We start from the raw sequence: 13,068 nt of genomic DNA, 5'->3' as shown, positions 1-13,068 counted from the left end.
TGAACCGCGCGACGGCCTCACCACCCGGCCAACCATCCGGGTCGAGATTGCTTCACCGCGTGCTTTTCTGGCACCACCGGCTGCGGTCCTGGGCCTTGCGCCCCTCCGACGGCCCAAGTCCGCGGTGCCGGCACAAACGGTTCAGGCTTGATGCCCAGCGGCTTCGGTTCGATCTGCTCCAGAGGACCCAACAAGTCCTGCTCGGGATAGTATCTCGTACCTTGCATCATTTCGGTCGCGAGCCGGCAGAGCGTGTCAGCTGGCAGGTTTTTGCGGGCCTGTGAGAAATCGAGCAAATCGTCCGGAGCAATCCCGACGCTTTTTGCCAGACGCGCGTAGTCGACTTTTTTGACGCGAGCTGCCGCGATTTGGCGAAGAAGCTCGGTGCCGGTGACTTCAGTCATGTGCGTCTCCCGATGTTGCGTTGATCGCGTCGACCAGAGTTCTGAATTCAGTTTTCGGTCGTGGCCTTGTCGGCGCTTTGATTTGTGTTGGCCCAGAGCGTGGTAAGTCGCGCACGGATCGCTTGAGGAGACCCACGGCCGTTTGCGGAGGTACAGATTGGGCGGCGTTGATGACGCGCAAGGCCGCGACGACGCCTTGCGCGCAGACGATGCCGCGCTTGACGATGTCATAGAACTCGACTGCTGCCGATTGCCGGCAACGGTGTAGCACCATCGCGGCAGGATTGGCCGGAGCGTTGGTCAGTGTGATTTCGTCCAAGGTGGCGCAAGTGACCAGTGCGTGGAACCGCTCGCCGTCATCGATATCGCGGAGTTGATAGCCGTGGATCGTCGCAGCGACGCTGAAGTGAGTGCAGCGCTTCGATTCATTGTCGCGGACCAGTGCGCGGACATGCAAACCTTCGTCGGTCGCGCGGACTTTGAGGACTTCACCAGCCGGGCGGCCGTGGCGATACAACAGTGGAATGTCGGACTTGAATGGCAGCCAGCAATGAGGAGCGAACTTGGTGCGTTCGTGGTCGATTACTGTCGGCGCCGCAAAGCCTTCGAAGACCCAATCCCCGTCGACAGGCGGTAGAGGTGCGGTTGGCGAGCACTGCGCGGGCGCGATCCGATACTTGCGCGCGAGGCGTTTCAGTTCGAGCCGCATCCGGATTGCTTCGCCGGTCATTCGCACGCTCTCCGCCGAATTTCCGCGATGCGCTTCTTAATCGCAAGCATCTGCGCTTCGAGGTCTTCCCGTTCAGCCGCGAGCGCTTCGAGCTTGGCAGCGGCCGGCGACGGCCCGGCTTCCGCGAGCACATCAGCGAAGGTCTCCGAAAGGTCGGGCGGCAAGCGCCCAACGCGTGCTGGATATGCGCCGCCGGTTAGTACGGCGCCTTTTCGGATATTGGATCTATCTGGCGGCATGTGGGCGCCTCCCGTGGGCGCGCGATCCGGCGTGCGCCGCGATTGCATCACCGGAAGCCGTGCGACTCCGGTCGTCGCCAACATCCTGCCGAGACGGTGTAGCGTCAAGGACGATTACCCGAGACCCCTCGGCAGCCCAACGGGATCGGCGGATAATCCGTCGAAGCTCCCGGAGCCGCTGCGTTCGCGCAGCTCACGGCCGTGGATGCGTTTTCCCGCAACGGGCGGTGGGATAGAGCCGACACTAGGCAAGCCGAAGATGCCGATGAAACCACGGAAAATGAGTTCGGCTCAACGCTGGACACCGGACATCAAAAATCAATCTGCCCAGGTCGGAGATGGGCCAATAGGCGACAATCGCCGATAATCAGCACGATTTGAATTAAGCGCTTAAGTGAGATGAAAGAGGGCTTCGCCTACAGGTTGTCATCGCGGCGCCGCAGATTGCATGCGAAAAGCGGGACGGAGGCTGAGACGCTGCCATGAGATGGCCACTGCCATATCCAAGGCGCGGTGATGTGATGGGTATTCTATTCATCGTCGTTCTGCTGTGCCTCATTGCTTTCGGCTTTTATTGGTTTCCAACTTCTAAGACGAATAGCGGCTTTGGACTGGACTGGGATTGCACACCTCACCCCAGCAGCGAGCCCACTTGCATCAAGAAGATCGGACGGTAAATCAGCCGGATATGTGCGGCAATTTAACGAGCCAACAGGTGACGTCGCCCATCACTTTCCAAGCGTAGCGACCAACTGGCGGTATCGCTCAACTGCGGTGCGTTGCACTAGTCTCGGGGCTTCTTGAAAATGAAGTCTAATGTTGACCAAGGGTCTTGCTTGCTCTTCCAGTCAGCAAGTTTTTCCTCTTCCGCGTGCAGTTGACGATACAGTTCGGACATCCTACCAAATATCGAGCGAAGTGTTGTGTCGCTCGTGGTCTGGGAAATTTGAGCACACCGCTCGGCCATATCGAGATTTTCGTTCATGAACACTGCCTCGACTCGCATTTCGGCTCACTTGAGGACGTGAGGATAATATTTTTCGTCCCACTCTTCGATCCTCAGATAAACCTTCCCCCACTCAAGCACCCTGTCGCCTTCGCGATAAGGCTTAGTGGCGACTTCAAGTTCTCCGGTAGGCGCGGGGCCTAGATGAAAGTGCTCGTTCTCGGCTGTTAGCGCTTGCAGCTTCTGCACGAGAAGATCACGGCCCTCAGGATTGAGCCACATCTCAAACAGACCATCGGCAGCCAGATTCAAGGTGATGCGGGGCGGTGCCATGAAGTTTCCTTCCAAGAGCCTGCCATTATCGCTCAAGACTCGGCTCTCTCGCAGGAAACCGACTCTCTCCCCGTATAGTGGAGGCCACGAAAGGGCAGAGTAACATGAACGTGCCGGAAATCATTCGGCGAGCCATCGAAATCGGTGAACGGAACGGCAAGATCACCTTCGATGAATTGAATCAACTATGTGACAGTCGAGTTCTAGATTCCAAGGACATCGAACGTATTCTCAGCACTCTGAGCGAAGCTGAAATTTGGGTTGAAGGAGACTGAGACTTAGTTCCAACGCACCATGTAGGTCCGCAATGGGTCAAAAGCTGCCCTCGGCAGCCTAAACTTCCTTGGTCGGCTCGCGTCCCGGAAGCAGACATCGCCGCGTCCTTAGCGTAGGTCAGCGACGGGCTCAGAAGGCGACATGATCGCCACACGAAACGGTCAGTCAAATAAGCAATTGCGGATGAAGCCATGTGGGTTAGACTTGAACGGAGAAAAGCGCGCAAGTGATGCGGCGTTCATGTCCGCCTGCCTCTCGCCTGCAAACCTCACGTCAGCAAGTTTTCGATCATCTCAGCCAGACCTTGCATCTGGAATGGCTTCTGAAGCGCTGGATGATGTTGGTACTTCTTCGGCAGACCGTTGGAGCCGTAACCGCTTGCGAAAAAGAACGGCAATTTGCGAGCTACTAGCAGATCGGCAACGGGTGTGACCTGCCTTCCAGCGAGGCTGACGTCCAGGACTGCGAAGTCCACATCAACATGCGCAGCGAGTCCAAGGGCCTCGTCGACACTCCCTGTCTCGGCGACGACCTCATGACCCAACTCATCGAGCATGTCCGCTATCATCATGCGGATAAGAACTTCATCTTCGACGAGGAGGACCGATCTACCGGATGCCACGTCTTACCCATTTGGAAGATGCGGATCAAACCCGCGATTCGAACCAGAGTTCTGAGCACGGTCTCCAAGGCTGGCACTTTGCGCCAGCCCACATTGGCGCACTATTGCACCTTGGAACAGCGTAGAAACACGGGTCCGTATCAAAAATTGAGGGACCGGAGAGCGGCGCCACCGAAAGATGAAGCCAGCGTGTGGTGAATGAATCCAAAAAGATCCAGCTCAAGGAGCCGCTGGTCCTGCATCGCGCCGAAGCACAGTGGATGCGGAGTAAATGCGCTGAAGTCTCACCAAGGCAGCGCGAGCATGAAGTAGTGCCTTTTCGTCGCCGGTCTTTTCGATCTCCTCGATCGCCCACATCAAAAGCTGGATGGCGGCGTCAGCGCTAGGCTTGTGGGCACTTCCCATGCCGGATCCTTCCCATCCTTACTACCGCAGTTGTGCCCAGCAGCCTATACACGCGGTTAGCATAAATAGGGATTTCAGAATGTCCACTTTGGGTCAGGCTTCGCTTCCGTTCGTTTTGGAGCAGAATGGGCGCTCAGTTAGATGTGCAGCAGCGAATCGGAATTTACAACCGCGGTTGTCAGTTCGAAAAGCAGGCGCCACCGGAGACGCGCTGCCGGTAAGAACGCGGCGATCTGTTCCTGAGGTTTGGCCGATTTTTGGGATTTACTCCCACGGGAGTAAATAACAGGAGCAGCGGAGCGCCGTGCCGGCGCGTTGCTGACCCATTTGGACCAGCGCGGCGAGCGGGAGCGCTCAGCATCAGCGAGACTGAATTCTCCCACTGGGGGAAACTGGCGGCTGGCCGCCTGGAGAGGCGTTGCCAGCTCTGATAGTTCGGGAGCCGCCCCACGGGCTTGCGCGATCCTGGCGCGGGAAGTCGCCAAACGCAGCGGCTGCCGCGCGATGTGGGGATGACGTTGGACGTGCGTAGAGGTCGTTGGCGTTGGTACGCTTGTTGTACTGCAACACATCGGATTTGGGAAAACTTGTAGGGAGGGAGCCGGCCCAGGTCGCTCAGCGGCCGGAGGTAAGCACCCCTCCCCCCATTAGTCTGCAAGCATGTTCGCGACGCTCTGAGGTGAGAAGGGCCGGCCCTTGCTGTTGGCGTGGCCGTCAGCGAACAGCTCGGCGCTGATCTCCCTGAGGCTCGACCCCGCGCGATGCATCTCCCTGGCCAGCGCTGTCGTTTCTGGACGTGCTTCAGCGAGCCTCTTGCGGCCCTCGACCTTGGCGCCGGTCGCGCGCTTGCGTTCGCGCGCGCCACGCAACTTGCTGACCAGCATCGATTTCTCGAACTGGCTGACGGCACCCAGCACTTGGCGGATCAACACCGCCGTGGGGCCGTCGTCCAGAAACGCATCCGGCTTGTCGGCAGCAATCAGATTGATACCGCGGTCCTTCAACATCTCGAACCCGACTTCCTGCACGATGAGGTCGCGGGCGAACCGGCTGGCGGTCTCGACAACGATCGTACGAACGCCATTCGACAGGAGGCGCTGCATCATCTCGGCGAAGCCAGGGCGGTTCTCGATGCTGTTGTCGCCACGTACCGCGTCGTCGGTATAGGTGCCGACGATCTCGATGCCGGCAGCCTTGGCATAGGCGCGAATAGCCACAAGCTGGCGCGTCTGGCTGTCGCCATCGACATTGGCCGCGGAGCTGGTCCTTAGATAAGCAACCGCCTGTAAACGCTTGCGCGCCATAGAGATTCTACCCCGTTGTCCATAATTCTCAGGAAATATGGACAGCGACGGCCTGATTTGTCAAGCAAGGACGAGCGTCGAGCGCTTCACGTGAAACTAGCTTTGCTCGACCTCCCTGAGATCCTGGTCGCGTTCGGCGCCGATGCCGATAGACTCATCCGCCACCATGAACGATCCGGCGGGCACACTTACGATGTTGATCGCCGACACGACCGAGGTAACGGTGGTGTCAACCTGAAGCGGCAGCAATTTCCCTAACAGCCCCGCGAAGGCCTTTGGGTGTCGCGACGCGAGAAAGAAACCGTAACCGGTCAGGCCGCCGCGGCCATGACCATCACTGCCATGGGCAATCGCTGCGTCGATGACAGCCTGTTTAAGGTCGCGCGTGATGCGGTTTCGCGAACCCCATTGGCGACCACGTCCGGACCTCAGATTTTTGAGCCGCTGATCGGCGCTGGCGAGCGATGATGGCATGCCATGTTGCCTTCAATAGACAGAACCGTGTTGGCCTCGTTTCTCCGAACGGCGCGTGTGAACCTACGCCTGTCTCAGCTCGCGTCCAGCCTTAACCTCGGCCGAAAGTTCCCGCTTCCGATCACGGCGAGGCCGGGATGGCGTCGGCTACATCACCATCTCTGAAAACGTCTCACATTCTCTAGTTGTCGCCCCCATCAGGTACGTGAGGCGCCGGATTTGACCGGCGCCTCCCCGTAGGGGCGGTTACTTCCGCTACTTCCGCGCATAACAGAATCAATGGCTTACACCCTCAACTTCCGGCCACATCCGGTTACTTCCGCAAATCCAAATCCGCCACGGCATCAATGACTTGCTGTGTGACCTCCCGTCACTTCCGCGTCACTTCCGGCGTCAAATATCGACCAATTTGCGGTATCCGCGCTGCTTGTTTTTGGTGTCGTAGACCACCTCCTCGATGATCCCGTTGGCGGTCCAGCTCGACAGGATGTCCTTCACGACCGCGCGTTTGAGACCCCATCGGGTCATGATGATCGGCACTGCGGCACGGGAGGTGTTGCCCGCGTAGCACCACGGATTTTTCTTCACCCACTGCTCGTGGATCGCCGCCAGGATCTCCTGACAGACCGCCCGGCTAGGCCAGCTTGTCTTGCCCTCGCGCTTGGCCTTGTCGTGCACGGGGTCGACGACCAGCGAGACCTTATCGTCGTCAAGCTCGATCTTTGAGACCTTGAAGTTCTGCTCCCAACCATCTTCGGCGTCCTTGATCTTGGCCGCGAAGATGCTGCCGGTCATGACGCCGGCCTCCCGCCGGACCTCGATGATGAAGTCGCCGGCCGCCGGCATTACCGTCGAGCCGCGGAAGCCGCCGCTGGCGTTGGTGTGATGGATCCCCACTACGATGCAGCCGAACGCCTTCTGAAGCGCCTCGCAAGCGCCCACGAACAGGCTCACATCCCGTTGCAAGTTCTCCTCAGCGCCGGGCAGTGCGCGGCTGACGGTGTCGACGAAGATTGATGAGATCGGTCCGTTGATCTCGGTGGCGACGTCTTCGACCGTCGCCGCCAGCGCGTCGATATCGTCCCAGCTCATGAAGTTGACGGGGGCCTCGATCAGATAGAACGGTGCATCCCCAGCAGCGGCCTTGCGGTGCTTCTCCCAAGCCATGATCCGGAATTTGAGGCTGGAGGAGCCCTCGCGGCAGAGATAGATCGCGGCCCCCTTGCGCGCGATGGCGCGGCCCCACCATTGGGCCTGACCGGAGGCAAACGATAGCGCCATGTCCAGCGCGATGAAGGTCTTGAGGCTGCCAGGCGGCCCATAGATGAAGCCGAGCGAATTTTCGTTGATCAGATTCTCGACCAGCCAGACCGGATCAGGCTTCGCCTTGATCTGCCTGACGTTGAGTCGCTCGAACCGCCTGCGCTGCTGTTTTCCGGACTGCTGATCGCTTTGCGACGTATTGCCCGCGCCGGCAGCGCCACCTGATGCGTCGGCATTCGAGCCGTTGGTACCTTTCGCGCTGTCGTCTAATCCGTCGGCGTCGGTGTTACCGGCGACTTCTATCGCCGTTATGAGCAACGCCAGCGGATCTTCGCCGTCGCTAATACAATTGGCACAATCCCATTTCTCCGGCTTGCCGGCAGGGATTTGAACGACGAGCACCTTACATCCAATCGAGAGCAGGGTGGCCGTGGCGTCGGTACAGAACTTGCGACCGGCCGCGTCATTGTCGGGCCAGACCACTACTTTCTTGCCCTTGAGCGGGGTCCAGTCCGTTTTCGTCACCGCGTTGGCGCCGCCCATCAGCGACGTCGTCACCACGCCGAACGTTGCCAGCGCGTCGGCCTTGCCCTCGCCCTCGACCAGGACGACGATGTCGGACTTGGAGACCTCCGGCAGATGATAGATCGGCCGGACCGGCGGCGATCCGATCATCCATTTCTGCTCCCCGTCGATCTCGCGGAAGCACCACGGCCGGAACGTCTTCGGCTCGTAGCGCGTGACGGCCGCAATGACGTTGCCGTTGACGTCGAGATACCGATAGGTCGCAACCGGCGGCCCCAGGATCTCCGCCTCATCCTTCGGCTTGTCGCCCCACTGCTTCTTGTTGGCGGCGATCTTCTCCGACGGTGTGATCCGGCGCGCGGCGGTCCATGCCGGCTGATCAAGCTCGATGTCATGGAAGTAGTCGGCCGCGATCTCGCGGATCGAGCGGTCGAAATCCTGCACGCCCTGATAGCCCATGAAGCCGCGATAGAGCGAGATGATGTCGCCGCCCTGATCGGTCGCATGGTCGTACCACTGCCCGACGTTGCGGCCTCCCAGCTCGATCACCAGCGATGAGCCGGGCTCGCCATAGATGTTGCCGATGCGGGCTTCGTGACGGTGCAGGAAGGCGCGACCCGAATAGAGCCACTGCACGAAGCCGCGGACGTCCTCATGCAGCCGCTCCTTGATATCGGCGACGCTGATTTTGAAGCTGTCGCAGCCGCGAACGCGTCCGCTCTTGCGCCGCGGCGGTTCTTCCTGTGGTCGCGCGTCGTTATAGTCCAGCATCATCGCCTCCCGCGCATCAACGGAACCACGACATCGTCGAGCGCAAGCGCCTCGGCAATCGACAAGCTTTCTTCAAAGTCGGTCACGGCATCCTGGAAAATGATGAGCTGCGACGGATCAAAACCCCGCCTCAGCAAGCAGGCAGCCGCGCAGGGGATGGGGTTCGGCGTGGCGTCGCACAGGACTCGGCCGTTCATCGTCGCCATGAACCGACGGCGTCCGCGGCGGTCGTTGGAAATCTGGTGGATCACGACCACGAGCGGACGCGCGCCATCGTTGGACATCATGCTCATGATGCCCTCCTTACTAAAAAGCTGGATCTGGGTGTCCGTCGCCGCCGCCCCCTTGGCGGTCTTTTCGTTTTAGGCGCGAACCTCACGCGCGGGACGCGAGGGTTTGGCAACCGGCGCCCCCCTGACGGAGCATTCACGTTCCAACAACTTCCGGATCGTCGCGGACATCAGCACGCCCTCCCGTGCACATTTGGCCTTGAACGCCGCATGCAGGTCGTGCGGGAGCGAAATCGGCATGCGCTTCAGCGGCGGCATCTTTTGCATTTGCAAACCCTCCAGGGCGACTCGATGCCGTTAGGGTGAGTGCAGCGGGACAGCCTGTCGACGAAAAGCGGCGACTGACTTTCCGGTAGCTGCGTTCTCTACCTGACTGTGGCTCGCCATTTGGCCGTTGCGAAACGTTGCTTCAGGTTTCTTGAAATTGCTGGAACGCCTTTAGGGCGATCCTCCTGCTTTACACCGACCCAGTCGAAGAACGATTCCATCTTGCCACTCAGAGGGAGATCGTTTTCCAACAATGCACGGGAATGCAGAGCTTGCAGAAACGGTTCGACGAGAAGTCTCCGAATGGGCCTTTTATGGTAGTCGGCCGCTCTCATACGAAGATAATAATGAATGTTCAGCTCCATGGTCCGCAATACCTGCTCCAACAACTCGGGATCGACCAGCGCGAGGTAGTGTTCTTCCTCATCAGGATAGAGCGGAGCATGATCAAGCTCCATGCGGGCCAATCCGGCGCTGGCGATCTCGTGCTTTGTGCCAGCGTCGACCTTTTCCCACTTCCTGCGAAGCTTAATCATGGCCGCGCGACTTGTTTTCAGAATCTCGCGCCGCTGCCTCACCTGCCGCTCATCAAGGCGAGCAGCCAAGGCCGTTCTTGGAAACCTAGTCCGATAGTCGCGCCGGATGACATTCAGCTGCTCTACCAAGTCGGCGCGCTGAGGGCGGCCGACGCGACCTAAGCCGATAGCAGCCAAGAGCCGCTGCATCAATTCATCGTCGGAAGTCTTTCTGTCTTGCTTCATGCGGCCAGCACCGACATGCAGCGACCGGAAAGTAAGTCGCTGCTTTTCCTGTACTCGCCCGTGAGGCTTCGACACAATACAAGCCGAAACAACACGGCGATGCATGGTGCTCCATATGGCCGCAGCAAAGCAAGCCCGAGCTAACCGACGCGAGGGGGAACGGGGTTCCGCGCCTCGGCGGATGATCAATGAAGCCTTGGTGCTCGAAATCATCCCCATTAGCCGCACCACGCTTTATCGAATGGAGAAGGAGGGTAGATTTCCGAAGTCCACCTACATTAGCCCGAACCGCCGCGTCTGGTATGAAGATCAGATCATTGCGTGGCAGCGCGCGGTGAATGAGTTCAATCCCAACCGTGGTCGGGGCAAGGGACGGCGGCGTAGCTCGAACATTCCGGCATGAAGGAAAGGTCTCATGGACAGGGTTGCAAGCATCGCGGATGCGCGCGTCCTCAAGGCGAAGAACCTCCCGCTCAACACACCTGTCGAGACGTGCGTATGCAGACCGAAATTCGTTCGACATTGGACCCGCCTGATGAATGCTCATGACGCGTTCGAGCGCGCATTTGACGATTACACTGCCGGGCCGAAAGCTGGCTCACCAAGCGAGTGGAACCTAGTGCAACAAAGATTGGCCGCGCTTGATGAGTCGTTCGACGCCTGCGCTGCCTACGTAGGAAAGCTGGGAGGTCACACTCAGCCCCCGCTGTTCAAATCCAAACAGGACGGATATGAGCACGACCTGCTACTCTTGTTTCTCCTTGATCGCGCGAAGCCGTTTATACGATTTTGGAGAGGAGCCATCGAGGCCGCAAATGATGGCGCCGAACTGTTGATCAGGCCAAGCGACATCCCATCTTGGTTCGATTGAAGGCGGCGATCAGCCCGAACCGGCGGGTCTGGTTCGAGGACGAGATCGTGGCGTGGCAGAACGCCGTCAACGAGTTCGACCCAATCGTGGTCGGGGCAAAGGACGTTTTCGACGTTCTTCACTTAACCCAGATAAGTGCTGCGGTTCATAACACGCGAGAGTCTATTGCTTCAAAAATGCGCTATCTTGGTGCCGGTATCTGTACCTCACTGGAGCAATTGATACTTCACCGGTAGGTCCCACGTCCACGTCGAGCCGCTGCATCCAATAACCGTGCAATTCGCCCGCCCCCATGCAAGAAGCGGTCCCCGTGCATATAACGTCAACGTCGGAGTATGAGTTCATCTGGTTGCGATGCAAATGACCAGAAATTATGAACCGAATGCCATTGCGTCGGGCCGCCAATAGCAATCGCTCGGAATGCCGAAGCATCAACCCATGATCAACATCAAGGAGCGGCGGGAAGTGCGAGAGCCAAATTACACCTGCCTTCGGCTCCGCAGACCGTATCATTTGTGTCTGTACTTCCAATGAAGTGATGACGTCCTCATAAGCGTAGCCTTGTCCGAGATAGACGGTCGCATCGCTCAGTTTTTTCAAACAAAAGTCTGCGGCTAGTAGAATGACAGTCGTATCGCCTTCCTCTTTTTCGAACCTGTAGGACTGAACACCGCCCAGACCAGTCTGCCAATATTCGCTAAAAGTATTATCGAAAGCCGTTCCTCCTGGCGTGCGGCCAGCGGGACGAAAACGATCATGATTCCCTGGCATAATGACAAAGGGCGGCGCCCGTCCCGATTTGGCGTTGAGGGTCGGTGCAAACGGAGTAGTAAACCAGCTATCCGCCGCAGGCGTTGTGACGTAGCCATAAGCCGCGTCGAGATTCCGTTGAATTCCATCATCCGCGACGTCGCCCGTGATCAATACTAAGTCGATCTCGCTCCGATGCTCCCAAACGAATTCCGCAGCTGCTTCGAGAGCGTAGGGATTAGCTCGGCTCGGATAAACATGTTCCCGAGCACGCCACACTGTTCGCTGGCCGAAACTGTTTCCTTCCGGCGGAATGGCGATGTGGAGATCTGTCATATGTAGGATGCGGCATACGGACATCAGCAAGAACTTTTGTTGGGCAGATTGCTGTCATCTTCCGATGTCTCTGTACCGATATAGGCGCCCCGTCTTTCTAACACTTCGTTGGCTTGGGTCGCAGTGAGCGGGGCAGTGGATTGGATGCCGCTATCATCAATCTCAGAAATAGTGATCCCATCGTCATTGATCGTGAGTTGGCCCCATCGTCCTGCGACCCTGCCTCCACGTCTCAAGAAGTCGGTCAACTCTCTAAGTAAGTATGAGAAAAATTCGGTCCCTTGATCGATACGGATCGGTATGTGGTCGCTTAGCTCCTGGACAAAACCATAGTCGAAAGCGTTTCCAATGCTCAGGGCTCGTTGGCTCAGCACACCGAGCTTCACTCGACGCGCGCGCGAGGCAATCACCTCAAATATTCGTCCAGCCAAGATGGCTCGCGCATATTCGAAAGAGGGTGGAGTGGATGCCTCATCTGAACTACTAGCGCGCAGAATTTCTAACTGCCCAAGGAGGCCATTATGAGCGATCTCGATTAAATCGTCACTGGGCGTAAACTCCTCGACCACGGAGGTCGCATTAGTTGGAATCGGAACGCCGCCTTGCTTGCTTGTCGAACTATATGGCGCTTTCGATGGATTTCCTTCAGTGACTTCGTAGGCAATATCAATTGACAACAGGCCGTCAGCGAGGTCTGCCCCACCTACGCGCATTGCTTCGTCTAGCAAAAACGTGCGCGTAAACTGGCTCTCAGGTATGCCCTGTTCGACGAATGCCGATGCCCTTTCGCGTGTCGTTCTCCCAGTGATAACAAGACGGTTTTCTTTAAAGGTCACATCCAGTTGCTCGCGCCTAAAACCGGGGACCGCCAACGTAATACGGAGACGCTGGGTGCCATCGTTGAGCATCTCCAGGTTATAAGGAGGAAAGTCTTCCGCGCCTTTGGGGGCGCCATGAGGCGCGCTAAAAAAGGCCCTAGCCGTCTTCTTAGCGTCTGCGTTTACAAAGGTTGAGACGTCCACATATCGTCGAATACCCAAAGGCGGTGCTCCTCTAGGGAAAGAAGCGTACCCAAACAATGTAGATTATTCTGCCTATGCTTGAAACTAGGGCCTATTGGGGCCTGCCAAGTTTGGCAGCCGGCCCTCCGTCGTCAGCTCACACCTCGTAAGCCGCTGATAATAATTGCATTTTCTGCAATTCAATGCGACCGAGAATAGTGCTTGCGGCCAGGACCACACGGTTTTGCCGTACGCAGCGCTCCGTCTCCGCCCTGCCGGCTTCGCCGGACAAGCCGGCTTGGCCCGAGAGCGTCGTCAGAGACAGGCGCCGTTCGTACGACACGGCTTGTGCCGGGCTCACGGGGTTCGGCTCAATCCTCCGCCCGCCCTGCCCTCACATCCGCGCCGGCGCTTGCTGCGTCCACCGCTTCCCCGGCCCACGTTCGCGACGACGTACGATCGCCCCTCTCCACCGGGCCGGGATGCCGGGAGAATGCCGC

The 13,068-nt window shown here is 58.4% G+C and carries 17 protein-coding genes; 3 read left to right on the top strand and 14 right to left on the bottom strand.

Annotated elements, in window-relative coordinates:
• Positions 1 to 17: 17 nt before the first annotated feature.
• The 5 genes from ACNJX9_RS04410 to ACNJX9_RS04390 all read right to left on the bottom strand — a co-directional run bounded on the left by ACNJX9_RS04410 (position 18) and on the right by ACNJX9_RS04390 (position 2,688).
• Entirely contained in the window at positions 18 to 404 is a 387-nt protein-coding gene (locus ACNJX9_RS04410) for a hypothetical protein (RefSeq protein WP_439407938.1), read from the bottom strand.
• The gene (locus ACNJX9_RS04405; RefSeq protein WP_439407937.1) at positions 397 to 1,134 is read right to left on the bottom strand and encodes a hypothetical protein; all 738 of its coding nucleotides are present in this window, start codon (positions 1,132 to 1,134) and stop codon (positions 397 to 399) included. Before ACNJX9_RS04405 ends, ACNJX9_RS04410 begins: the two co-directional genes overlap by 8 nt.
• A complete protein-coding gene (locus tag ACNJX9_RS04400; RefSeq protein ID WP_439407936.1) occupies positions 1,131 to 1,298 on the bottom strand; it encodes a hypothetical protein in 168 nt (55 codons plus the stop codon). Before ACNJX9_RS04400 ends, ACNJX9_RS04405 begins: the two co-directional genes overlap by 4 nt.
• Before the next feature lie 859 nt (positions 1,299 to 2,157).
• On the bottom strand, positions 2,158 to 2,358 hold the full coding sequence (locus ACNJX9_RS04395) for a hypothetical protein (RefSeq protein ID WP_439407935.1): 201 nt from the start codon (positions 2,356 to 2,358) through the stop codon (positions 2,158 to 2,160).
• Between the two features lie 27 nt (positions 2,359 to 2,385).
• Positions 2,386 to 2,688, bottom strand: a complete 303-nt coding sequence (locus ACNJX9_RS04390; protein ID WP_439407934.1) for a hypothetical protein — start codon at positions 2,686 to 2,688, stop codon at positions 2,386 to 2,388.
• A 68-nt stretch (positions 2,689 to 2,756) separates the two neighbouring features.
• On the opposite strand from ACNJX9_RS04390, the gene ACNJX9_RS04385 reads away from it, so the two are divergent.
• Positions 2,757 to 2,927 carry an RNA polymerase sigma factor region1.1 domain-containing protein gene (locus ACNJX9_RS04385; protein ID WP_439407933.1) on the top strand — a complete coding sequence of 57 codons (171 nt, stop codon included), beginning with the start codon at positions 2,757 to 2,759 and terminating at the stop codon, positions 2,925 to 2,927.
• A 269-nt stretch (positions 2,928 to 3,196) separates the two neighbouring features.
• On the opposite strand, the gene ACNJX9_RS04380 is transcribed toward ACNJX9_RS04385, so the two are convergent.
• The 7 genes from ACNJX9_RS04380 to ACNJX9_RS04350 form a co-directional block, all read right to left on the bottom strand.
• Complete coding sequence (locus tag ACNJX9_RS04380; protein WP_439407932.1) at positions 3,197 to 3,550, bottom strand: response regulator; 354 nt, start codon at positions 3,548 to 3,550, stop codon at positions 3,197 to 3,199.
• Positions 3,551 to 4,602: 1,052 nt separating this feature from the next.
• Positions 4,603 to 5,259 carry a recombinase family protein gene (locus ACNJX9_RS04375; protein WP_439407931.1) on the bottom strand — a complete coding sequence of 219 codons (657 nt, stop codon included), beginning with the start codon at positions 5,257 to 5,259 and terminating at the stop codon, positions 4,603 to 4,605.
• A 96-nt stretch (positions 5,260 to 5,355) separates the two neighbouring features.
• Entirely contained in the window at positions 5,356 to 5,733 is a 378-nt protein-coding gene (locus ACNJX9_RS04370) for a hypothetical protein (RefSeq protein WP_439407930.1), read from the bottom strand.
• Between the two features lie 393 nt (positions 5,734 to 6,126).
• Positions 6,127 to 8,292, bottom strand: coding sequence for an AAA family ATPase (locus ACNJX9_RS04365; RefSeq protein ID WP_439407929.1), 2,166 nt, complete (start codon positions 8,290 to 8,292; stop codon positions 6,127 to 6,129).
• Positions 8,292 to 8,585 carry a hypothetical protein gene (locus ACNJX9_RS04360; RefSeq protein ID WP_439407928.1) on the bottom strand — a complete coding sequence of 98 codons (294 nt, stop codon included), beginning with the start codon at positions 8,583 to 8,585 and terminating at the stop codon, positions 8,292 to 8,294. Before ACNJX9_RS04360 ends, ACNJX9_RS04365 begins: the two co-directional genes overlap by 1 nt.
• A gap of 69 nt (positions 8,586 to 8,654) precedes the next feature.
• Entirely contained in the window at positions 8,655 to 8,849 is a 195-nt protein-coding gene (locus ACNJX9_RS04355) for a hypothetical protein (RefSeq protein ID WP_439407927.1), read from the bottom strand.
• A 98-nt stretch (positions 8,850 to 8,947) separates the two neighbouring features.
• A complete protein-coding gene (locus tag ACNJX9_RS04350; protein ID WP_439407926.1) occupies positions 8,948 to 9,715 on the bottom strand; it encodes a hypothetical protein in 768 nt (255 codons plus the stop codon).
• Between the two features lie 76 nt (positions 9,716 to 9,791).
• Here ACNJX9_RS04350 and ACNJX9_RS04345 point away from each other — a divergent pair, with 76 nt between their 5' ends.
• Together ACNJX9_RS04345 and ACNJX9_RS04340 are read left to right on the top strand one after the other, a co-directional pair.
• A complete protein-coding gene (locus ACNJX9_RS04345) occupies positions 9,792 to 10,013 on the top strand; it encodes a helix-turn-helix transcriptional regulator (protein WP_439407925.1) in 222 nt (73 codons plus the stop codon).
• A 12-nt stretch (positions 10,014 to 10,025) separates the two neighbouring features.
• The gene (locus ACNJX9_RS04340) at positions 10,026 to 10,481 is read left to right on the top strand and encodes a hypothetical protein (RefSeq protein WP_439407924.1); all 456 of its coding nucleotides are present in this window, start codon (positions 10,026 to 10,028) and stop codon (positions 10,479 to 10,481) included.
• A 162-nt stretch (positions 10,482 to 10,643) separates the two neighbouring features.
• Here ACNJX9_RS04340 and ACNJX9_RS04335 read toward each other — a convergent pair whose 3' ends face one another.
• A complete protein-coding gene (locus ACNJX9_RS04335) occupies positions 10,644 to 11,567 on the bottom strand; it encodes a metallophosphoesterase family protein (RefSeq protein ID WP_439407923.1) in 924 nt (307 codons plus the stop codon).
• Positions 11,568 to 11,590: 23 nt separating this feature from the next.
• Positions 11,591 to 12,607, bottom strand: a complete 1,017-nt coding sequence (locus tag ACNJX9_RS04330; protein ID WP_439407922.1) for an Hsp20 family protein — start codon at positions 12,605 to 12,607, stop codon at positions 11,591 to 11,593.
• Positions 12,608 to 13,068: the final 461 nt, after the last annotated feature.

This window comes from Bradyrhizobium sp. BLXBL-03 (assembly GCF_051853015.1).
In the GTDB taxonomy this organism is placed as follows: domain Bacteria; phylum Pseudomonadota; class Alphaproteobacteria; order Rhizobiales; family Xanthobacteraceae; genus Bradyrhizobium; species Bradyrhizobium manausense.
The sequence above is the reverse complement of the archived record's forward strand: the minus strand, read 5'-3'. Positions and strand labels throughout refer to the sequence as shown.